The organism is Pedobacter rhodius (assembly GCF_027213645.1).
Taxonomy (GTDB): domain Bacteria; phylum Bacteroidota; class Bacteroidia; order Sphingobacteriales; family Sphingobacteriaceae; genus Pedobacter; species Pedobacter rhodius.
This window is the reverse complement of the sequence record NZ_JAPWGL010000002.1, coordinates 486,334-510,575: the sequence shown is the minus strand read 5'-3', so window position 1 is coordinate 510,575 and position 24,242 is coordinate 486,334. Positions and strand designations below refer to the sequence as shown.

Below are 24,242 nucleotides of genomic sequence, written 5' to 3'. Positions count from 1 at the left end.
TCGTTGACTTTCTCAATCCGTCTCTCTCAGTCCGTCTTTCCCGCGTAGGCGGGAATCTTAAAGCAAGAGAAAGATGAAATCCATTGCTTTAAGATTCCCAATCATTTAGAAATGACGATAACTCCGAAATTAGTACTACTTGTTTTTCGGTTTTTCAGTCAGGTAAAAAACCATTTCACCACCTTTAATCAAATCATTATGGCTAATGTAAGTTCCGCTAAAAGTTTTTCCGTTTAAAGTGATTTTAGAAATATAAATAGAATTATTGCTGCTTTTGATTGTCCTGATATTTAATTTATTTCCATTATTAAATGAAATGGTACTTTGCTTAAATGAAGGACTTGTTAACTGATAATTCCCCGAAACGGGATCAACCGGATAAAAGCCCAGCGAAGCAAAAACATACCAGGCCGACATTTGTCCGGCATCATCATTGCCGCTTAACCCGCCTTTACCCTCGTCATATTCTTCATTCAAAATACGGTTAACCTGCATTTGTGTTTTCCATGGAGATGCGGTGTAATTGTATAAAAATGGAATCTGATGACCCGGTTCATTTCCATGCCAGTATTCTTTCTTATCAAACAAAGAATCCAGTTCATTTTCAAGATTTTTACTTCCACCCATTAGTTTTATGAGGCCAGGCATATCATGTGGTACATAAAAAGTGTATTGCCGAGGTGTACCCTCGGTAATGTAAGGTTCACGGTGATCGGGATAAAAAGGTTTATACCAATTGCCATTTTTAAACTTTCCTCTAACCATCCCAACTTGCGGGTCGAATATGTTTTTATAATTTAACGATCGCTTAATTAATTGGTTATAGTCGTCTTTTTTACCTAAATCTTTTGCTATCGTTGCCAATGCATAATCATCGTAAGCATATTCTAAGGTTCTGCTAACCTGTTCTTTTTTATGAAATGCATTTGGGATGCTGTCTTCCATAGGGATGTAACCATATTTAAGGTAACTATTAATTCCGCGTCGGCCTTTACCATTTAAATAATCTGCTGAATCGGGCATTTGAAACGCATTTTGCCTCATCAGGCGATAGGCCTCTTTTACATCAAAATCCCTGATTCCCTTATTGTAAGCTGAAGCGAGAAAGGCTGTCGCATGATCACCGATCATCGCTGCGGTATAACTGTTCCAGCAAGGGAAAATCGGTAACCAACCACCTTGCTGACCTTTTAAAACCAATGAATTTGCAAATGAATTTGCTAAATCGGGTTTTAATAATTCGATTAGCGGAAGTTGTGCGCGATAAATATCCCACATCGAAAAATCATCATAATAATTGCCTTTGCTGATTTTTTTGCTTTGATAATTACCTGCAAATTGTGGATATGAGCCATCCGCATCATTAAATAGCCGGGGATGCTGCTGCGCATGGTAAAGTGCTGTATAAAAGATTTTTTTCTTCTTTTCATTCAAATCAGAAACCTTTATTTGCGATAATGATTTTTCCCAGACGGCATTTGTTTTAGCCAGAACGGTTTCAAAAGTATCGTTTTTTATTTCACTTTCGAGGTTGCGTTTCGCTGCATCAATACTGGTGAAAGAAGTGCCTGAATAGATTAGGATTTGTTCGCCTTTTTGTAGTTTAAAACCAGCAAATGCACCGATGTTTTTTTGATTACTAATGGTATGATTTTCTGAAACATTTCCCTCACTGTACACGCCACCGGTATTAAACACTTTTTTTATCCGGATAAAAAAATAACCGCTAAACCCTGCAGCTTCACCCCATCCCTGGTAAATCCTGTGAACGGGATTGTAACCGGAAATTTCACCTTTCGCCTTATCTATGTGAATGTAGCCTTTGTTTTCATCGCTGTTTGGGCTTACCAGGAGATAAATGCTGTCCGTCTTCATCGCAGTAATCCTCATTACGCCACACCTAAGTGTTGAGCTCAATTCAATTTGTAATTTATACCTGTTAAAATTCAGGCGGTAATAGGATGGGGTAGCGGCTTCATTTTCATGTACATAATCTTCAGCATAATCAGTAGAAATGGTTTTAAGTTTGCCCGAAATCGGCATAATGGTGAAACTGCCATAATCCTGTGTGCAGGAACCACTTATCCAGTGACTTGCCCTGAAGCCGTAAATCTTTTTATTGTTGTAATAGTACGGTGCCAGGCATTTGGTTTCTGTTAACTGCGTTTGTGGTGTCCACTGGGTCATGCTAAAAGGCGGTGCTACAGCCGGAATGGTATTGGCCAGGCGTTCGGTTTTGTCTTCTATGTGCTGGCTTGCCATTGTGGTACTGGCAGAAGTGCCTGAAAATGGCTGGACATATTTTATTAATGCTGATTGCTGTGCATATACGGAACTGAAATTCAGTATTGCAAACACCAGAAATAAGTACTTTTTATATACTGAACTATATTTTTTTGCCATTTTTTTTAAGGTAAATAAATGCATGGTAATTTCTTCAGTCTATTAATTATGGTAGTTCTTTTATCGATTCTTTTTTATTGAAAGGCAATTTTGTGTTCTTTATGGACACCTCGCTGGTGTTTTTCAAGACAATAACATTCGGATGTTCAGATTTATCAATTTTTAACCCATCTAAAGCTATGGCTTTTACATCATCAAAAATAACGGATGGTCTGAAATCACTTTCTTTATAACTTAATTTTACATTTTTAAAAGAGATTCCTTTAGCGTGCCGAACGTAAAATCCCCATGCAGGTAACTCGCCGAACATGCTGAATTCAGGATATCCGGATTCATTTTCAGTTACCTTATCCAGCTGATCGACAGGAATATTTGCTATTTCCTTTGATGCACCACCACCATAAGTGATTTCAATATCCTCCAGCAATACATTTTCAACCAGGTGCCCTGGTATTCCGGTAATGGATGACGGAATTAAGTTATGCGGAGGTACCTTTGGCAATGGTCCTTCGATCGGATAGCCTGCATCGGGCTTTGTATTAGGTATATCTGCCTTGAGGTTTGCGATGCGAATGTTTTTGATGCTGCTGTATTTATCTGTCTTATTTCTGTGGCCCAGGCGGATAAAAATTGCATTTCCGGTGTATTTTGCAACAACACCTTCTATATCAACGTCTTCAATAAACCCTCCGTCGACAGCCTCCAATGCAATTGCTGAACGGTAAGTATTATAAACGGTTATGTTTCTAACTTTTATATTTTTAAAACCACCATAGGAGCCGGTGCCAAGTTTGAAGCCACTTGCACTTGATCGGATTATGCAATTTTCTACATATACATTTTCACAAGTGCCTGAAATTCCGCCTTCTGATTTCAGGCAAATACCGTCGTCGGCGGCATCAACATTACAGTTTGTGATGCGAACATTTTTACTGTTTACAATATCAATACCGTCATTATTCCAGTATTCGGTACTTTCAACGGTGACACTGTCGATATTTAACCGGTTACACCTAACAAAATCCTGCACCCAACCCGCGCTGTTTTTAAGCTTAACGTTTTTCACAGAAATGTCTTCACAATCGGTGAAAGCGATTAATCGTGGTCTGTTGCTTTCAGAAGGACGCTTGACTTTCCAGGTGTCATCCTGCAAAGTGCCCCGGTGCAGGAGCGTTAATAAATTTTTAACCACTTCACGGCCTCTTCCGTTAATTATTCCATTACCATTGATGGCAATCGAATGTTGTTTTTTTGCATAAATTAATGCCTGCGCATTTTTCTGTCCATAGTCTAACCTGTTTACACTCCCTAACAGTTCTGCACCCTCATGCAGGTACAATTCAACACCCGATTTGATTTCAATAGGCCCGGTAACAAATTGCCCGTCAGGGATAATTACCCGCCCACCATTTTTTGCAGCGGCGTCGATCGCGTTTTGAATGTTTTTAGTATTTAAGTAACCCAAACCGGCTTTTGCGCCAAAATCGATGATGTTAAAGGTTTTGGTTTGAGCAGATGCATTAAAAGCGGATAGTAATAATATAAGCAGGTAGCTAAGAAGTCTCATAGTTTATGTGTTAAAAATTAGTTTAATTTATCCGCGTAGCTTTCAATTAGCGCACGATATTTTTTATGCATTTCTTTTGCCGTATTTACCGGATTGCCAACGGGTTTTGTCGGATAATCTTTTCTTTGATTGACCCATTTCCATTCCCATGCGCTGATATCCCCGTTAAATGTATTCAGGTTAAACTCTTTTTGATGAATTAAATTTTCCTGAATACCTGAAAAGAAAAGCTGCCACCTGGGTTTGTAGAAATCACTTAATAATCCGCTCCATTGCCTGCAGGCATATTCATTCAGCGGATTTTTTGCATCACCCCAAAGGGTTATCAAATCTTTTGCATTCATTTCATAACGGGCTTTTTCTTCAGGATTTGTGCCCCAGGCCCTCGCATCTGCCACCCATGGACCTAACATAAAATCTTTCCTTGTAGCAAGCAACTTGTCCATATCATCAATAAGTTGAAGAAATTTTTCGCTTTCGGCTTTAAATGCAACCAAATCTTTTCTCCTGTAAGCGGAAACAAATTTTCTTTGAATTGGTAATGCAAAGTTTGCCAGTACCTGGCGGGTAACATCTACAACGTCATATTGAAAACCTTCGCTATTCTGGCAGAAAGGTGCTGCTTTTATCAGTTCGTCCCATGCCGGAAGTAAGTCTTCCTGCTTGTAATTTAAAGTCGTTTTAGCCCAGCGGCTAAGCGAATCGAATGTAGGCCGGGCCTGTATTATTGATTCTGCACCATCTCGGATGTATTTGTCTGCAGGGACAGTATAAACCGTTTTTCTTAAGATATTCCATGCTTTTAAAGCATTTTGATTTTTATTGCCGTAGCGGTTAAGCACAAATTGTGGTAACCAAACATCGAGATTTACAGGTTTCGACTGCCATACATTCGCCATCATCAATTCGTATAAAACGGGGTTTTGCTCAATGCCCTCCATGGTCAGTCCAATGCCCTTCATTTTACCGCTTTGCGGATGATTCAATGCTTCTGCAGGCGCAGTGGCAACTACATCCATTCTCCCGAATAAATTCGTATTTCCGCCAAAATTATGAAGCATGTTCCATATCCATGGTTTTCCATAAAAACCTTCGGTACGTTTCCAAACCGGTTCAATTTCTGTTGCTAAATCCAGCAAAATCATCTTATCGTTTGGAACGGCTTTTAAAAGTGCTTCTGTTTGAGGTTCTTTCCAAAATTTACGGTCACTGTAGAAAAGCCATCCCTGCATTACCCAGATTGCTTCAGGATCGGCCTGACGCATCCCGTCGTAAACCCTGGCGCTTAATTTACTTAAAAAATCAGGGTCTGATGAAGGCGGTTCATTTTCGTTAAAGGTATCGGCTGAATAAAGGTGATCGGTACCCAATAATTCAGTTTGTTTTTGAAGGAATTTTTTCCCGATTACTGCAAACATCGGATCTTCAGAATCCAGGATATAGGTGTCTGCAAATCCATTTGTCCAGTTGGTGGCTTTAAGCTTCGCATTCGGGAATTTCTTTTTGAAAGCTGCAGGCACATGCCCGGTAAAAGCCGGAAGTACGGGCTTCATGCCAAGCGACCGCTGCCTGGCCAATATTTTCTTTTGCAGTTCGAAGTGACTTTTCATCCAGCTGAGCGGGAGCGGACCGCCCCATCCATCGATATTACCCATCCAGAACCAGGAGAAATAAGCAGGGCCCGTGAAAAAATCTTTTAAGTCATTATCGGTAAAGCCCATTTCCTTATACAAAAGATACCAGGTATATTCTTCACCCGTTATGGCCAGCGGCATATTAATGCCATGGAGGGCCATCCAATCGATTTCTTTTTCCCATCTCGGCCAATCCCACCAGCTCATACTGTAATTAAAAGTGCAGTAATTGAGGTAGTAGCGATATTCGTAGGGTGTATTTCTCCTGACTTTAGTTTCTATTATCGGCAATTTTGCCGGTAATTTTAAATTGGTGCCATTCCAGGTAATCTGGCAATGTGCATATTCAGTCAGGTAATGATAAAAAGCCGAAGCAAGTGCTACTCCGCTACTGCCTCTTAAAATAATTTTTTGGTTTTTGCCCTCAATTTCGAAAACATCCTTGCCGTTTTCCGTCCCGATACTTTCTGTTAAAAATAAATGGTGTTGTTTGGGTAAAACCCTTTCAATAAGCGCATTTGATGATGCAAGATAGGTTTGTGCTTCAGCGCTTAGAAAAGTAAATGCCAGTACTGCGGCTAACAGGTATAATTTTAATTTCATTTTAAATTTTTAAAAATAACTTCCTATCGTAGAGCAACTTTAATAGGAATAACTGTATGAGCAATACGCCAAACCATAAAATTGCCTGTTGTAAAGTTAAAGGCATTATTTGTATAAGCCCTCCGAAAATAAATTGTGAAGTCGCTTCAAAATTAAAAAGCCCGTGTGCGCAAACATATATCAGGATAGAATTTGTTCCTATCCAAACAAACGGCAGACTCCATTTTGCATAATGGCGCACATCTATCACATAGTAAAATATGCTAAATAAAATTACGCTCCAGCCGCCGGCAAACAGTACAAAGGAACTTGTCCACATATTTTTATTAATCGGGAAAAATAAGCTCCACAGCAGTCCTGCCGAGAGTAAAACCAATCCGGCGATAAGTAAATAAAAAGCTTTTTTTGAAGGTGTTAGTTTTTGGGCGGTTGAAATTAAAAAGGAACCTGTAAACACACCTGATAATGCAGAAGCAATTGCGGGAATGGTACTGAGCAATCCCTCAGGATCATAAACGATTCTGTGCAGTTTACCCGGAAGAAGCATCTGATCGATAAAGGCGGCAAGATTGCCCTCGGGTGTTAAATAACCACTTCCAAAACCAGGAACAGGCACCAGCCTCATAATAAGATAATAGCCACCCAGAATAGAAACAAACCAGATAATTTGTTTAGGGAGTGAAAAGTTAAGGTAAATTAAGGCTGCGAAAAATGTGGAAAGGGCAATCCGTCCGAGTACGCTTGCAAAACGGGTATGCTCATAACCATTAAATTTCAATAACCCGTTCACTATCATGCCGAGTATAAGCAGTATCAATGTTCTTTTTATCAAAGCAAAATAAACCTGTTTCGATGCATTATCTTTACTGTTTTTTGCAGCCATGTATTTTTGATAGGAAAAGGGCATCGATACACCCGAAATAAATATAAACAGCGGAAAAATTAAATCATAAAAAGTAAAACCATTCCAGGGGGAATGGTGCAGCTGATTACTGATTAATATAAACAGACGCTCAAAAAATGATAAGTTTCCGTTAGTTGAAATCGTCCAGTCGTACTGGTTTCTGATAAGGGAATGTTTTGCCATCACACCAGTAGCCAGCCCGTGGAAAATTTGTTCTCCGCTGATGATCCAAAACATATCAAAACCACGCAGTGCATCTAAAGACAGAAGTCTTTTGTTTGCTTTGAACGATTCTTTTTCTGTCGGGGATAAAGCCATGATATGATATGCGATGCTTGAGTGCGCCTGAGTTTTGTGTTAAATATTTTTAAATCAGGATAATAGGCATAAAACCTAAAATTATTTTTTGATAAGGGTACTGTAAATAATATAACCCTCTTCGTTTATCGTTTGCACCAGTAGCTGCCCTTTAGTTACCGAAAAAAGCATAAAACCATATTCCGATGCGACCATCTGGGCATCCGGTATCATTTTAACAGGTGTTTTTTCTGATGCGGACCCTGAAATGAAATAATGGGTTTTACCTTCCGGCTTTATGTATTGCAGGCTGTGTTCATGGCCTGTTAAATAAACATCGACGCCATATTTATCGAAAGTTGATTTTAAGGATGAACGTACGGCTTTGGTATCATACGCCTCTGTACGGCCGCCACCGGTATAGATAGGGTGATGGCCAACCACTATTTTCCATTTAATGGATGGGTCGGTGTCGCTCAATGTTTTATTAAGCCAGCGTTTTTGAGCCGTGGTGTCCTGTCCTTTAACATTTGGTCCGTATTCGGTATTTTTATAGTATTCGGGAATTAATGGATTTGTATCGATAAAAGCGATTAATACCTGCTGATTCACATCGCCATTTATGGCAAACTTTTTTGAATAATAACGTGCCGGCATTTTCCACCTACGGCTAATTTTAGAGTAGGCCACTTCAGCGTCAGGATTTGATTTATAGTCGTGGTTGCCCAATACAACATACCAATCCCATTGTAATGAAAATGCCGTATAAATATCTTCATAGGAATATCTGAAAAGCGGGTCATTTTCACTGATTACGCCACTCGGGTAAAAGTTATCACCAGTGGATATAATGAATTGTGCTTTAACATCTGTAGCGGTCTTACCCATTTGCAAGGCAACAGGTTTCTGGTGGTCGGCACCGTTTCTGCCCCAATCGCCCATAGCGATAAAATTGAGGGCAGCATCCTGTCTAATTAACGTTTTTGTTTTTGCCTTATTGGTTAAAGAGTCTCTTAAAATAACCTGAGCATTTGCGGTAACCAAGAAAGCATTAAAATAAAATAATAAAAGTAAGTATTTGTTCATCTAAGTGGCTATAATTTGAACATGCAAGGTATTAAAAAGAACTAAAAGCCCCTGAAGTTAAGCAGGAGCTTTTAGTTTTTATTCTGAATTGAGATTGTTAATTATATCCCGGATTTTGCTTTAATTTTGGATTTAAAATAATTGCCGAAGCCGGAATAGGGAATAAACGATGGAAAGTTTGTGCATCGGTTTTAAAACCCCAGGTACCTTCAAACTTACCGAAACGGATCATATCGTTACGGTGCCAGCATTCCCAGGCCATTTCACGGCAACGTTCCTTATACAAATCTTCTAAGGTCACGCTTGTCCACGCAGGAGATGTAGTACGTACCGCACGTAACTGGTTTACCAATGACAATGCTGTCTGACCCTGAGTTGGTGTTGCGCCTCGAAGAATGGCTTCTGCCTTCATCAGCAATATATCCGAATACCTGAATACCGGAACATCATTGTTCTGATTTCGGTTTGCTGAAGTACTGTCGCAATAAAACTTGTTGTTACGGTAACCCATGTTCCATGCAATTTCATCATTACCCGCATCAAACGGACGGGTCGCATCGCGAAGTGTAACGTTCGGTGTAATATCCACTTGATAGGTAAGGGGAGCAGATCCGTCAGAACCAGTATAAAACTGATCGTAACCTTTTTTTGTTGTCGAAACCATTACCGGTTTACCGGCATTATCGAACTGTAAACCTTTTATCCATTGTGCGTTACGTTTGTCGTTCGGATCATTAAAGTTTGCATAGTATTCAGGTAGTGTACTCATCGGCGCACTTGGTGTATGCTTAAGACTGAATTTTGCCTGTAATGAACGCGGTAAAGAATAACGGGCATAGAACATATAACCGTTTGTATAGCCCGGATCGTAAGGGATGGCAAAAATAAATTCTTTGGTTTGAGGACCATTATCGATAAAAAACATTTTGCGGTAATCGCTTTCCAAGCTGTACGGACTGCCGCTTGCCGTCATAATGGCATCGCACATGGCAACAGCATCATTATAACGTGACGTTCCGATATATACTTCGGCGTTTAAATACATTTTTGCTAATAAAGCATATCCTGTGTATTTATTTGGCCGGCCGTAGGTTGAAATTCCGGTTGCCGGATTCAGGTTTGGTAATGACTCTTTAACTTCTGTTTCTATAAAATTGAATACTTCACTGCGCGATTTGGTTTCCGGCGGCGTAACATCACCGAATTTAGATACAATAGGTACGTTTCCCCATAAATCCATCATCAGGTAAAGGCATATTGCCCGCATGGTACGCACTTCTGCTACTGCTGTTCTTTTGGCAGGCGATTCCTGTGCAACATCTATTAAACTTAAACTCTGGTTACATTTACTTATGGTCGTAGAGAGCCAGTTCCAAACGCCACTAATGTGAGCGTTATCCTTATCCCAGGTATGCTTTTCATGCTGCTCATAACGGCCGCCATCGTACCAGTTACCTCCGCGGGCCGGCATGATGGATTCATCCGTACTGATGGATTGCATAAAGAAATACTCCACCGCATAACTTTGTCTGAACTGGCTGTACGTTTGACCGGCAAGTTGTACAAAATGCGCTTCTGTTTGTGGAAAATTTTCTGGCGTAAGCTGTGTTTTTACTTCAACATCAAGCTTTTGGCAGGAAGAAAAACCCATGCTGCAAACAAATGCAGCTAAGGTGTATTTTATAAGATTTTTCATCTTTTTAATTTTTTATAAGTGATAATCCGCTTAATTAAATGATACATTTATACCAAAAAGAAAGGTTCTCGTTTTCGGATAAAAGTTATTTGTATCTACGCCAGGAGCAATACCGCCTTGGTTAATCTCCGGATCGATTCCTTTATATTTAGTGATAACAAAAAGGTTATTGCCTGTTGCATATACGCGTAAAGATCTTACACCCGGTATGCCTTTTCTAAAGGTATAACCTAATGTCGCATTGTCCATTCTTAAATAGCTTCCATCTTCAATAAAACGTGATGAATATTTATAAGAGTTAAAATCTGCAGGCGATTCATCAGCAACCTCAACCGGGATATTTGTAAATTGTGCAGTACTCGGGCGGAATAAATCTGCCCTGGTAATATTCATAATTTTATTACCTAATACGGCACGCATGAAAATGTTTAAATCAAAATCTTTGTATTTAAATGTATTAACCCAGCCTAATAAAGCTTTTGGTTGCGCACTTCCCGCATAGTAATAATCTGTTTTGTTTAACAATCCGGTGGTTTTAATGTTGCCGGCAGCATCATAGTATTGAGATACACCCGCCGCATTTTTACCTGCATATTTAAAAGTATAAAAAGTTCCGATTGGCTGGCCAACGGCAAGTATCTGCACGGTTGAACCGGTTTGACCAGCACCATCAGGCTGTACAATTAGTACATTATCAACGGTAAAACGGCTATCGGATAAACTTACAATTTTGTTGGTGTTGTGTGCTAAATTTAAGCCTGTTGTCCAGGAGAAATTATCTGTAGCAACCGGTGTTGAGTTTAAGGCAAATTCAAATCCTTTGTTACTCATCTTGCCTACGTTAGCAGTAAGAAAACCTGCAGGATAAATGTTCGGATCTACCGGATAAGTATAAATCAAATCTTTAGTAAGCTTGTTATACCAATCAAATGAGCCGTTTATTTTTCCTTTAAAAATTGTGAAATCAAGTCCGATGTTGGTTGTAGCAGTTTTTTCCCACCTTAAATCAAGGTTTTCATTTTGAATGGCACCAAGAGAGTTTTCATTAACACCGTTATAATAAAACTGTCCGTTTGCCCCAAATATCAATTTTGTAGTTAAAGGACTAAAACCTGCAGAGTTACCCGCTATACCATAACTACCACGGATTTTTAAACCCGTTACAAAGGTTTGATTCTTCATAAATCCTTCCTGATCGATGTTCCATGCACCACCAACTGAAGGAAAATACCCCCATTGTTCGTTTAAGCCGAAAACAGATGATCCGTCACGACGAATCGATGCCTGCAACAGGTATTTGTTTTTATAGTTATAATTAGCCCTTGCGAAGTCGGAAATTAACAACACTTCCTGGTAAGTATCCCCGCCATAATTCACCCTGAAATCGCTTACGCCATAAGGATTACCCAAACTAAGGTTGTAATAGCTTACATTATCAATCGGGAAATTTGTTGAAGATGCCTGTAATCCATCTCCGTTAACCGATTTTTGATAGGAGTAACCGATAACAGCATTGATGGAGTGGTCGCCAAATTTTCTATCCCAGGTTAAATAAGTTTCAAGGATTTTATTGGTGTTTTGATAAGCATTTCTAACCGCAACACCATTTTTACCAACCAATGAAACCGTTGATGGGTTTGCCGGCGGGTCAGGCGTGCTTCTTACGTTGTTATATCTCGAGGTATAAATACTGTTGTAGTACGCACCGTAAACCGTTTGAAAATTCTGATAAGATGCAACCACATCATAAGAAAAGCCAAATGGCAGTTTTAAATTAGCGGTGAAACTTCCAAGTAAATTTTTGTATTTAAGGTTTTCCGTCGCATTATCTATCATCGAAACCGGGTTATAATAACTGGTTTGCGTAAGGTTATCAAAATAAGATCCGTCAGGGTTTTTAACCGGAGCCGTAGGCAGATAGGTTAACATCTGAGACAATACCGTATTACGATAAGGAACTAAGTCTGAATTGCTGACAGAATTGGTTAAGGTTAAGCCGAGTTTTAATTTATCGTTAATGGCTTTCTGTTCAACGCCAACTCTTCCGATAAAACGATCAAGGCCGCTACGCTTAATAATACCTTTTTGATCAAAGTAATTTAAACTGGCATTATAAGTGGTTTTGTCGCTGCCACCACTCATTGCGATATTATGGTTGTATGAAATGGCGTCGCTGCGCTGAACTTCATTTTGCCAGTTGGTATTTGCACCCTTGTCATTCGCAGGGGTAAGTGCCTGTCCTGTCCTGGCCAGGAAACTACGCAATTGATCAGCATCCATCATTTTATATTGGTTCGAAACATTTTCTACACCAACATAAGTACTATACGTTAATTGAGGCTGACCGCTTTTACCTTTTTTCAAGGTAACCATAATCACACCGTTTGCGGCACGGTTACCATAAATAGCTGCAGCAGCAGCATCTTTTAGCACATCAATAGATGCGATATCATCTGGTGCAATAATAGAAATATCGGCACCCGGAACACCGTCGATTACGAATAACGGTGATTGTGCGCCCTCGCGAAGGGTAGAGGCACCACGTAAAACAATAGCTGCCGCCCGGTTCGGATCGCCACTGCGACTAATGTTTAAACCCGGTACTTTACCTTGCAGCATTTGTCCGACATCACTAATCGCGCCTTTATTTAATTCATCACCCTTAACGGTAGAAATAGAACTGGTTAGCGCTTTTCTGGAACTTTTACCATAACCAACCACAACAACATCGGTTAATGATGCGCTGGCTTCCTCGATGGTTACTTTATAAGTTGAAGATGTACCCACGGTTACCTCCTTGGTTTCAAAGCCCATAAAAGTAAATACCAGCTTGTCGCCGGTTTTAGCCAGTATACTAAAAGCACCTGCATCTCCGGTAACAGTAACTTTAGTGGTGCCCTTTACTGCCACCGAAGCCCCCATAATTGGCCTGTTCTGATTATCCGATAAACTTCCTGTGATTTTTCGTTCTGTTTGCGCCCTTACAATACTGAACGACTGGCCGATAAGTAAAAGCAGCAATAACAGGCCGCTATACTTTAAGCGTGTAAATTTAAATCTCATAATGTTTGTAGAGTTAGGTTCATAATTGTTTATTTATTTGGTTATAAAATATTTAGTTAAAATTTTTAAAATTTAATGTTTGCAGGCAAATATTTGGCTACGAGTGCTTCATAATAAGGCTTTAATTCTGCCCAGCTTTTTTGATTAGGGTTTTTAGAATAAAGATCATAAGGATTAAATAACCTAACCCATTTAAATAGCTCATGGTCTTTTTCATTCATTAAATGATCATATGCATTTTCCCGGTGCTGCGAATAAAAAGAATGGTAACGAAGCATGTATAAACCTGGTTCGGGTATATAGGGTTTCATCATATGGTAGACATATTCATCATGTCCCCACGACATATCTACATTATCAAGCCCGCAGTTTTGGGTGTACACACCAAGTTTTGTCTGATACGTTTCATTTTGATAGTCGGGGTTGTCTTTAAAAAACTCAGGATAAACAATCTTATCTGAATAAGCACATCCAACAGGAAATGTATCGCCTACAACCGCCCACTGAGGTTCGCCAAACAGGCAGAGTACTTTGCCCATATCGTGAATTAAGCCAACCAAAACCATCCAATCCGGGTGTCCGTCGTTTCTGATGGCTTCTGATGTTTGCAATAAATGCTGCATCTGGTCGAGATCGGTATCCGGATCGGAATCATCTACCAGTTTATTTAAGAAATCAAATGCACTCCAGATTGGCATTTCACTTTTATCAAACTTCAAATAATCTGCTTTTTTCTGTTTTACGAAATCGTAAGTCTGATACTTATGGTTTAGGCGATAAAATTCTTTAACGCTATCTTTTTCAGTTTCTTCGTAATTCCGGAACTGTTCTTCTTTTTTATCGGTATTTATATTTGACGGGTCAGGGTAGCGGACTAATAAATCATCTTCCCACTGATCTAAATTATCCAGAGGATTATTATCCTTCGAAATTGTGTTTTGGGTTCTCATAAGGCCAGAAATTAATTCGGTTAAAAATTTTCTTTGGTTTTAATTTTTTAAAGTTGAGTTTTTGAAAACTTATTTTTTTACTTTTTGCCGGTTTTATTTACGTAAACGATTAAGTAAAATTTATAAAATACCTTAGAAAAAGTTGTGAAAATTGAGGATGCCGCGTTAAAAAACAAATAACAAGAACAGGTCGATTTATTTATTTGAAGGTATTAAACGTAAAAATATTGAGGTAAATGACTAAATAAACGTTACTGTTACGATTATTTTATATTTTCGTAGCATTCCGATTTATCTTTATATAATATGTGAAGAGTTTCGAGAGATATCCAAATATTAATTTATGAGCATCCTATGTTTGAACAGGTAGTACATCTTCATAGTTGCAGGTTTTTCTTTAATGCTTAAGAGAAATCCAATAACATAATATTTAAATTTTGCGATTAAAATCGGTATAATATCTATAATTAGATGTATATTAAGGATGGTTTTGCTTCAAAGTAAAACCTGATACAAACCAACAAAACAAAAATAAAGAAATGGCAGAGGGCGTAAATATTAAAAGACTGGCACAGGAGTTAAACATTTCTATAGCAACGGTTTCAAAAGCGCTTAATGATAGCTATGAAATTAGTTTAAAAACAAAAAACAGGGTTTGGACGCTGGCAAAAGAACTGAACTATACCCCTAATCCTGCTGCAAGTAACCTCAGGAGCCACAAAACCAAAACAATAGCAGTAGTTATACCTTGTGTTGCGAATAATTTTTTTTCCTTATCCATTAAAGGAATAGAGGAAATCGCCAGGCAATATGGTTATCATGTGTTGATTTACCAGACCCATGAAAATATTAAGATGGAAATAGAATTTACCAATAGCCTGCTTAGTGGCCGGGTTGATGGCATTCTGACATCTGTTTCCAGTAGTGAACATAATAGTGAATATTATAAAACGCTTGTTAAAAAAGTTCCGCTGGTTTTTTTCGATCGTGTTTATGAAGACCTGGAAGCCGTTAAAATTACAACTGATGATTATGACATTGCATTTGAAGCAACAGAGCATCTGATTAAATGTGGTTGTAAAAGAATTGCTTATTTATATGGACTGGAAAATCTTCCTGCCGGTAAAGCAAGGTTTAATGCTTATCAGGATGCTTTGAAAGCCCATAATATAGCCTTAGACGATGAGCTTGTAATCCGTTACCATGAAGATGAAGATGTAAATTTTGAATCTGTTAAGCAACTGCTGAAAGCTGTAAAACCCGATGCTCTTTTTTCATCTATTGAGGAATTTATTATTCCCAGCTATTTAGCCTGCAAAGAACTGAATTTAAATGTTCCCTCAGCTGTTAAAATACTAAGTTTTTCAAATATGGATACAGCCAAGATATTAAACCCATCCTTAACTACGATAACCCAACCCGCATTTGAAATCGGTCGCGAAGCCGCAAAATGTTTATTTAAAATACTGAATAAGAAAGAGCTTGAAGAGCGAAGCATTGTTTTGAAATCGATTTTAATTAAACGGGAATCAACAAATATTTAGCAGACTGAATTAATTAATCCGAAAACGTTTACGTAATTAAATAAATTGATTCGTATAGCGAGATTGGGATTTTTTCTGATTTTTAAAAAAACCAAATAATAAACATTATTTATGAACCACCTGTCAGCATTCGACTATGCCGTTTTCCTTTTTTATTTTGTTATCGTTTCCGCCTATGGTTATTGGGTTTACCGTAGTAAGAAAAAACGTACCGATACAAAAGATTATTTTCTTGCCGAAGGTTCATTAACCTGGTGGGCAATAGGGGCATCCATCATAGCGTCTAATATTTCCGCTGAACACTTTATCGGTATGTCGGGTTCTGGTTTTGCCATGGGGCTTGCCATAGCCAGTTACGAATGGATGGCTGCGGCTACCCTGATTATTGTAGCGGTTTTTTTCCTGCCCATATACATTAAGAACCGCATTTATACAATGCCTCAATTCCTGTCTACCCGTTACAATAATACCGTAAGTACACTGATGGCCGTTTTTTGGTTGCTTGTTTATGTATTTGTAAACTTAACATCCATCTTTTTTCTGGGTGCCATTGCCATCGAAACCATCACAGGTGTTCCATTTAATATCTGTATTATATTTTTAGCTGTTTTTTCAGCTATAATTACCCTGGGTGGCATGAAAGTAATTGGATATACAGACGTGATTCAGGTTTTTGTTCTGGTTATAGGCGGATTAATTACCTGTTACATGGCACTGAAACTGGTTTCAGAGAAACTGGATACATCGAGTGTTTTTGCGGCAATTCCACTTTTAAAAACGGAAGCATCTGATCACTTTCACATGATATTTTCTAAAGGGCATAAATTTTATAATGAACTCCCGGGCATTGCCGTGCTGGTTGGCGGCCTTTGGATAAATAATTTAAATTATTGGGGTTGTAACCAATATATCGTTCAGAGAGCTTTAGGTGCTGATTTAAAAACTGGACGAAGCGGATTAATTTTTGCAGCATTTTTAAAGCTGTTAATACCTGTAATTGTGGTTATTCCGGGTATTGCAGCTTACGTACTCTATCAACGAGGCTATTTTCAGTCCGAAATGCTCGATTCTACAGGAACGGTAAAGCCTGACCATGCTTATCCGGTGTTGATGAACTTGTTACCTACCGGAATTAAAGGGCTCGCTTTTGCAGCGCTTACTGCGGCCATTGTGGCTTCCCTTGCAGGAAAATGTAACAGTATCGCAACCATCTTCACGCTGGATATTTATAAAAAATTTATTCGTCCTGCCGCTTCTGAGGCAAAAATGGTTTCAGTAGGTCGTTGGTCGGTAGTCATCTCATCTGTAATCGCCATCATCATCGCACCTGCTTTACGCAGTTTTGATCAGGTTTATCAATTTATACAGGAGTATGTCGGTTTTATTTCTCCGGGTGTATTTGCTATTTTTCTGCTCGGCTTTTTCTGGAAAAAAACAACCTCGCGTGCGGCATTAACCGCTGCTTTACTGACCATACCGCTTTCTATCTTATTGAAATTTTTACCGGTTTTAACCAATGGTGCAATAAAAGCCATTCCATTTTTAAACAGAATGTCGTGGGTGTTTATCATCATCATCGGATTAATGATTATCGTAACCTTAACCGATCCAAAAAGTAAAAACAATCCCCAGGGATTGGAAATCGACCGCAGTATGTTTAAGGTTACCCCTTCATTTATTGTAGCCTCGGTAATTATATGCGGCATACTGGCAGCACTCTATACCGTTTTCTGGTAATTTAATTCAGTAGTAGGTGTTGAGAAATTAGTTGATAATATTTTATACAGATAATAAAAATGAAAATAAAAATCTTACTTTTTTTTGTACTTGTATGCTCCGGTGCAATTGCGCAGCAGAAATATAATATTAAAAATTACGGTGCAAAAGGAGATGGAAAAACGAACGACGCGCTTGCCATACAGAAAGCCATTAATGCATGTTCGGCTGCCGGTGGCGGACAGGTAATTGTTCCTTCCGGATATACATTTTTAGCCGGTCCTTTTAATTTAAAATCCTTTGTCGATTTCAGGATTGAAGGTGGTGCAAAAATACTGGCAAGCCCTGATGAAAAATTATATACCAAAAGCGCCTTCCGTGATAATAAAGGTGAAGGAACCATCTGGATTGGTGGTGAAAAACTGGAACAGGTAAGCATTACCGGAACCGGGATTATAGATGGAAATGGAATTTCTTTTATGGGTGAAGAACTAGACGATTCTTATGTTTTAAAACCGTTCAATGTAGTCGACCCCCGTCCGCACCTGCTTACCCTGCTGGGTTGTAATAAATTGAATATCGATGGCGTTACCTTTCAAAATTCCGCTTACTGGACCATACACTTAATTGGCTGTAACGATGTGTCCGTTTCAAATATCACGCTGCTGAATAGTATTAAAATCAGGAATAGTGATGGTATTGATCTCGACCACAGTAAAAACGTAAGGATTACGAATTGCTACATCGAATCTGGTGATGATTGCATTTGCCTTAAAAACAGAAGAGAATTCGAAGAATATGGCCCTTGCGAAAACATTGTAATCAGCAATTGTACCATGACTTCCAGCTCCTGTGCCATAAAAATTGGTTCAGAAAACATGGACAGAATTAGCCATGTACTTATTAACAACTGTAATATCCGGAAGAGCAACCGGGGTATTGGCATTCAAAACAGGGATGAAGGTACTGTAAGTGACGTTATTTTTTCCAACCTGTTAATCGAATCGAAACTATTTTCAGATGTATGGTGGGGAAAGGCCGAACCAATTTACATTACCGCTTATCCAAGAGCAACAAGTAATAATAAAGATGCCGGCTGGCGATTGCCGAAAGGACAAACGACAGGTAAGGTTGGTGCCGTAAAAAACATTTATTTTAGTAACATCCGGTGTACGGGCGAAAGCGGTGTTTACATTAGCGGTGCATCGCCTGATAAAATTTCAGATATTTATTTTGATCAGGTTACCGTTCAAATGGATAAAACCACAAACGTGCCGGGTGGCATATACGATCGCAGGCCAAGCAATGTTGAAGGATTGGTTAAAAGCCCGATTGCCGGGTTTTATTTCGAAAATACCGGTTACATAAGTCTGATTAACAGCAATGTAGTTTGGGGAGTAAATAAGCCTGCCTATTCCGGTAATGCACTGGAACAGAAAAATGTAAGTAAGCTAAACCTTAAGAATTTTGATGAAAGAAATATTGATAAATAAGATTTGTATTTAATTGCAGGCTTTATACCTCAATATTCCTTAAAATTCAATCTAAAACGTTGTTTATACTTAAACGTTTAAGCAAATAAATTCAGTTTATCTTAACTGATGGCCTATTTTTTTTTCAATTTAGCTAACCAGAAAGGCAAATTTTTAATGATGTTAAATTTAGCCATTAGGCTATTTTGATCAATTATTTTGCGGTTTTTATCATTTAATTGTATTGCGGAAGAAATAGATATAATTTACAGAAATTGCTATAATCAAAGAACAAGAATAAATATTCGAAAGTGAGAGAAAAAAAATTATCTATTATTGACCTGGCAAAGCAATTGGGAACTTCTGCAACAACGGTTTCCTTTGTTATAAACGGAAAAGGTAAGGAAAAAAACATCAGTACGGCGCTTATTGAAAAAATTGAAAGTCTGGTAGCTGAGTTAAATTATCAACCCAATGCATTGGCTAAAAGTTTTCGTACAGGCAAAACAATGACAATAGGTTTTATTGTAGATGAAATAGCGCAGCCTTTCTTTTCAGGTATTGCCAGGTTTATTGATGAAAAAGCGTCGGCCTATGGATATAATATTTTATTCAGCAGTACGAAAAACAGTAAGAAAAAAGGGAGTGAAATTCTGCAGGTTTTTAATGAAAGATGCGTTGATGCCTTTATTATTGCCTTACCCAATGGTTTAGAAAAAGAGGTTGAGCAAATTATTTCAACTGATGTCCCTGTGGTGCTTTTTGACAGGTATTTACCGGCGCTCGAAAGCGATTATGTATTAATAGATAATGAAAATAGCGTTATTGAAGCGACAAACCACTTAATTTCAAACGGTTGTAAACATATAGCTTTTGTTACGATAGAAACCGACCAGATGCAAATGCTCGACCGAACCATCGGATATGAAAAAGCAATTAAAGCAGCCGGTTTAGAATCATATCTGAAAAAAATTGATTATCAGAATAAAGCACATAGTGTAAGCGAAATTGCAGACTTTTTGAAACAGAACAGCCAACTGGATGCCATAATTTTTTCCTGTAATTACCTCAGTATGGATGGATTAGATGCAATAGCAACCACTAATCTGAAAATTGGAGAAGACCTGGCGATGGTTTCATTTGACGATTTGGATGTGTTAAGGTATTTTAAACCTGCAATTACTGCAGTCATTCAGCCATTAGAAAAAATTGCAGATAAGATTATCGAAATTTTAATATACAGGTTAAGGGATAATGCAGTAAAAGATAAATTAAAAGTAATTCTTAATACTAATCTTGAGATTCGGGCATCGTCAAAAGCTAAAATTACGACAGCAGTTGATGTTTTAAATAAGTAATTTCTTTTGATGTAATCCTAATCAATTTATTGTATTTTCAGCTATATAATTTATGGAAACAAAATATAAAAAATTAGAACAAACGTGGCGTTGGTATGGCCCAAATGATCCCGTTACTTTACAAGATGTAAAACAGGCAGGTGCAACCGGTATTGTTACCGCCTTACATCACATTCCCCATGGAGAAATCTGGCCATTAGCCGATATTCAGGAACGAAAATCAATCATTGAAGCCTCCGGCTTAACCTGGTCGGTTGTAGAAAGTGTACCTGTTCATGAAGCCATAAAAACCCGCAGGGCAGACGCTGATAAATACATTGAAAATTATAAAATTTCACTTCAGAATTTAGCTGAATGTGGCATAAAAACTGTTTGCTACAATTTTATGCCGGTTTTAGACTGGACCCGTACGCAACTGGATTTGGAAATGACTGATGGTTCAAAAGCATTGTATTTCAACTGGATTGATTTGGCTGTATTTGACTTGCATATCCTTAAAAGGGCAGGTGCGGAAGAAGATTACCCGCAATCCGTTCTGAAACGGGCAGAAGCCAAGTTTGCAACGCTAAATCAACAACAATTAGATGATTTGAGGATCAATGTTTTAATGGGCATCCCCAATGAAAAGGAAATTGAGCTGGAAACCCTTCGCAGTAGTATAAATGAATATAAGCAAATCGGTTTTAATGGTTTAAGAGAAAACCTGGTCTATTTCCTTTCTTCTATTGCAGGTGTATGTGAATCGGCAGGTATTAAAATGACCATCCATCCGGATGATCCGCCTTATCCGATTTTGGGTTTACCAAGAATTGCAAGTACAATAGATGATTTTAATTACATTTTAAAAAATGTGGATCTGCCTTTTAACGGGGTTTGCTTTTGTACAGGTTCTCTGGGCGCAGGGGTTGACAACAATGCTTTGGAAATTTTTAATGCGGTAAAAGAACGGGTTTACTTTGCGCATTTACGTAATGTAACCAAAGATGAAGACGGCAGTTTTTACGAAGCCGACCATTTGGGTGGCGATGTAAATATGTATGAGATTATGAAAGCTTTATCAGAAGAGAATGCTTTAAGAGATAAAACGATTCCTTTCCGTCCTGATCACGGTCACCAGATGCTGGATGATTTGGCAAAACAAACAAATCCCGGTTATTCGGCAATAGGCCGTTTAAGGGGACTGGCCGAATTAAGAGGACTGGAAGTAGGTGTTACAGGAAATTATTAAAACTAAATTTTAATTGGGTTTTTAGGCCAGGGCAGTCGCCACCCTGATTAGATAACTATAGGACCAGGGTGACGATTACGCTAAGTTTATTTATCCATTGCTGAAACATCAACTGAGAAAAAATATCTCTAATGCCTTAATCAAAAGCAATTTATTAAGCTTAAATTATTAAAACCATTAATAAATAAGATTATATAATGTGAAATGGCTTAATTTTCTTAATGGTATTCATTCTTCCGGACACCTATCATGTCTAACCGATAGAAAAAATCGTAAAAAATAGAAGGCAAAATTCTTGAAGCGATTTCCTTGCTTAATAGATTCTGACTATTCCACTATAGAATTAAATGATTATAAATTCAGCTTTAAAATCATAATTTTATATTGTTATTCAAATGTCGATTAGAAAAAAAATTAAAATATAAAATCTATTAAAATGGAAAACGAATCAAATGATATCAGCAAATGTCCATTCCATAACGGAAGCATGAAGCATAACGTTGGTGGTGGCGGTACCAGGAATAACGACTGGTGGCCAAACCAGTTAAAATTGAATATTTTACGTCAGCATTCTTCATTGTCTGATCCAATGGATAAAAGTTTTAATTATGCAGAAGCCTTTAAATCGCTTGATTTAGAAGCGCTCAAAAGTGATCTGCATGCGCTGATGACAGATTCGCAGGATTGGTGGCCTGCTGATTTTGGCCATTATGGAGGTCTTTTTATCCGGATGGCATGGCATAGCGCAGGTACATACCGCGTAGGTGATGGCCGTGGTGGTGCGGGGGCAGGCCTGCAGCGCTTTGCGCCGCTGAACAGCTGGCCGGATAATGTGAGCCTGGATAAGGCACGCAGGTTGCTATGGCCAATTAAACAAAAATACGGGGCTAAAATTTCATGGGCGGATTTAATGATTCTTGCCGGAAATATCGCTTTAGAATCAATGGGCTTTAAAACCTTCGGTTTTGCAGGTGGACGCGAGGATGTATGGGAAGCTGATGAATCGGTGTATTGGGGATCAGAAAAGACCTGGTTAGGTGGTGATATCCGTTACGCACATGGTTCTGATGGCGCAGACAAAGGGCATGGCGTGTTGGTAAGCGATGATGACGCCGATGGAGACATCCATACCAGGAATTTAGAAAAACCCCTCGCTGCTGTACAGATGGGATTGATTTACGTAAACCCTGAAGGACCTGATGGAAATCCTGATCCGGTTTTAGCTGCAAAAGATATTCGCGATACTTTTGGCCGTATGGCAATGAACGATGAAGAAACGGTGGCTTTAATCGCCGGCGGACATACGTTTGGTAAAACCCATGGTGCTGCGCCTACAGAACATGTGGGGAAAGAACCTGAAGTAGCAGGAATTGAAAGCCAGGGATTTGGATGGAGCAATAGTTATGGTTCGGGAAAAGGCGCTGATGCGATTACCAGCGGACTGGAAGTAACCTGGACAACAACGCCTACGCAATGGAGCAATAATTTTTTCGAAAATTTATTTGGATTTGAGTGGGAATTATCGAAAAGCCCTGCTGGCGCACACCAGTGGAAAGCTAAAAATGCTGACGCCATTATTCCGGATGCATTCGACAGCAACAAAAAACACTTACCAACTATGCTTACCACCGATCTTTCGTTAAGGTTTGACCCTGCATATGAAAAAATATCAAGACATTTCCTGGAAAACCCGGATGATTTTGCTGATGCGTTTGCCCGTGCATGGTTTAAGTTAACCCATCGCGATATGGGTCCGGTAACACGTTATCTTGGTCCTGATGTTCCGCAGGAAGAATTGCTATGGCAGGATCCTATTCCTGCAGTTAATCATGCTTTGATTGATAACGGGGATATTGAATCGCTGAAAAAAAGTATTCTGGAATCAGGTTTAAGTATATCTGAACTGGTATCAACGGCTTGGGCCTCAGCTTCTTCTTTCCGCGGTTCTGATAAACGTGGCGGGGCAAATGGTGCCCGTATTCGTTTGGCGCCTCAAAGAGACTGGGCGGTAAATAATCCTGCTCAATTGCAAAAAGTATTAAATGTGCTGGAAACAATACAACAGCAATTTAATGATTCACAGTTAAATGGCAAAAAGGTTTCTCTGGCCGATTTAATTGTATTGGGTGGTTGTGCTGCAGTAGAAAAGGCAGCCAGCGCTGCAGGGCATAATACCGTTGTTCCTTTTACGCCTGGCCGTATGGACGCTTCACAAGCGCAAACAGACGTAGAATCTTTTGGTTACCTGGAACCAATTGCCGATGGTTTCAGAAATTATCGTCAATCAAAGTCTCAGGTTCCTACCGAAGCATTATTAATTGATAAAGCGCATTTGCTTACGCTGACTGCACCTCAGTTAACGGCACTTTTTGGCGGACTTCGGGTATTGGACATCAATTTTGACGGTTCTAAAAGCGGCGTTTTTACAAATACTCCGGGCAAGCTTACAAATGATTTCTTTGTTAATTTACTGGATATGAATACTGCATGGAAGGCAACTTCAGATGATAAAGAAGTGTATTTAGGTAGCGATCGCAGTACTGGCCAACCGAAATGGACAGCAACACGTGCCGACCTTGTATTTGGTTCAAATTCAGAATTAAGGGCAATTGCTGAAGTTTATGGAAGTTCTGATGCTAAAGATAAGTTTGTTAAAGATTTTGTTGCTGTTTGGAACAAGGTGATGAATTTAGACAGATTTGATTTGGCTTAACTGGAGAC

Annotated in this window: 14 protein-coding genes; 6 read left to right on the top strand and 8 right to left on the bottom strand. The window is 38.8% G+C overall.

Going from position 1 to position 24,242, the window contains the following annotated elements; all coding sequences use genetic code 11:
* Window positions 1–135: 135 nt before the first annotated feature.
* The 8 genes from O0931_RS07650 to O0931_RS07615 all read right to left on the bottom strand — a co-directional run bounded on the left by O0931_RS07650 (window position 136) and on the right by O0931_RS07615 (window position 14,203).
* Complete coding sequence (locus O0931_RS07650) at window positions 136–2,403, bottom strand: GH92 family glycosyl hydrolase (protein WP_269414975.1); 2,268 nt, start codon at window positions 2,401–2,403, stop codon at window positions 136–138.
* A 46-nt stretch (window positions 2,404–2,449) separates the two neighbouring features.
* Window positions 2,450–3,970 (bottom strand): glycoside hydrolase family 28 protein, encoded by a 1,521-nt coding sequence (locus O0931_RS07645; protein ID WP_269414974.1) that lies wholly within the window; start codon window positions 3,968–3,970, stop codon window positions 2,450–2,452.
* A 17-nt stretch (window positions 3,971–3,987) separates the two neighbouring features.
* Window positions 3,988–6,207: an alpha-N-acetylglucosaminidase gene (locus O0931_RS07640; protein ID WP_269414973.1), complete on the bottom strand. Its 2,220-nt coding sequence runs from the start codon at window positions 6,205–6,207 to the stop codon at window positions 3,988–3,990.
* A gap of 1 nt (window position 6,208) precedes the next feature.
* Window positions 6,209–7,429, bottom strand: coding sequence for an acyltransferase family protein (locus tag O0931_RS07635; RefSeq protein ID WP_269414972.1), 1,221 nt, complete (start codon window positions 7,427–7,429; stop codon window positions 6,209–6,211).
* Window positions 7,430–7,510: 81 nt separating this feature from the next.
* The gene (locus O0931_RS07630) at window positions 7,511–8,494 is read right to left on the bottom strand and encodes a purple acid phosphatase family protein (RefSeq protein WP_269414971.1); all 984 of its coding nucleotides are present in this window, start codon (window positions 8,492–8,494) and stop codon (window positions 7,511–7,513) included.
* A 97-nt stretch (window positions 8,495–8,591) separates the two neighbouring features.
* Entirely contained in the window at window positions 8,592–10,190 is a 1,599-nt protein-coding gene (locus O0931_RS07625; RefSeq protein ID WP_269414970.1) for a RagB/SusD family nutrient uptake outer membrane protein, read from the bottom strand.
* A gap of 30 nt (window positions 10,191–10,220) precedes the next feature.
* Window positions 10,221–13,253 carry a SusC/RagA family TonB-linked outer membrane protein gene (locus O0931_RS07620; RefSeq protein ID WP_269414969.1) on the bottom strand — a complete coding sequence of 1,011 codons (3,033 nt, stop codon included), beginning with the start codon at window positions 13,251–13,253 and terminating at the stop codon, window positions 10,221–10,223.
* Window positions 13,254–13,318: 65 nt separating this feature from the next.
* Window positions 13,319–14,203: an inositol oxygenase family protein gene (locus O0931_RS07615; protein WP_269414968.1), complete on the bottom strand. Its 885-nt coding sequence runs from the start codon at window positions 14,201–14,203 to the stop codon at window positions 13,319–13,321.
* 539 nt (window positions 14,204–14,742) lie between these two features.
* Here O0931_RS07615 and O0931_RS07610 point away from each other — a divergent pair.
* The 6 genes from O0931_RS07610 to katG all read left to right on the top strand — a co-directional run bounded on the left by O0931_RS07610 (window position 14,743) and on the right by katG (window position 24,234).
* Window positions 14,743–15,747, top strand: a complete 1,005-nt coding sequence (locus O0931_RS07610; RefSeq protein ID WP_269414967.1) for a LacI family DNA-binding transcriptional regulator — start codon at window positions 14,743–14,745, stop codon at window positions 15,745–15,747.
* Window positions 15,748–15,858: 111 nt separating this feature from the next.
* Entirely contained in the window at window positions 15,859–17,484 is a 1,626-nt protein-coding gene (locus O0931_RS07605) for a sodium/sugar symporter (protein ID WP_269414966.1), read from the top strand.
* Window positions 17,485–17,543: 59 nt separating this feature from the next.
* Window positions 17,544–18,956 (top strand): glycoside hydrolase family 28 protein, encoded by a 1,413-nt coding sequence (locus O0931_RS07600; protein ID WP_269414965.1) that lies wholly within the window; start codon window positions 17,544–17,546, stop codon window positions 18,954–18,956.
* A gap of 290 nt (window positions 18,957–19,246) precedes the next feature.
* Window positions 19,247–20,293, top strand: coding sequence for a LacI family DNA-binding transcriptional regulator (locus O0931_RS07595; RefSeq protein ID WP_269414964.1), 1,047 nt, complete (start codon window positions 19,247–19,249; stop codon window positions 20,291–20,293).
* A 52-nt stretch (window positions 20,294–20,345) separates the two neighbouring features.
* A complete protein-coding gene (gene uxuA, locus O0931_RS07590) occupies window positions 20,346–21,521 on the top strand; it encodes a mannonate dehydratase (protein WP_269414962.1) in 1,176 nt (391 codons plus the stop codon).
* A 436-nt stretch (window positions 21,522–21,957) separates the two neighbouring features.
* Window positions 21,958–24,234, top strand: coding sequence for a catalase/peroxidase HPI (gene katG / locus O0931_RS07585; protein ID WP_269414961.1), 2,277 nt, complete (start codon window positions 21,958–21,960; stop codon window positions 24,232–24,234).
* Window positions 24,235–24,242 lie beyond the last annotated feature (8 nt).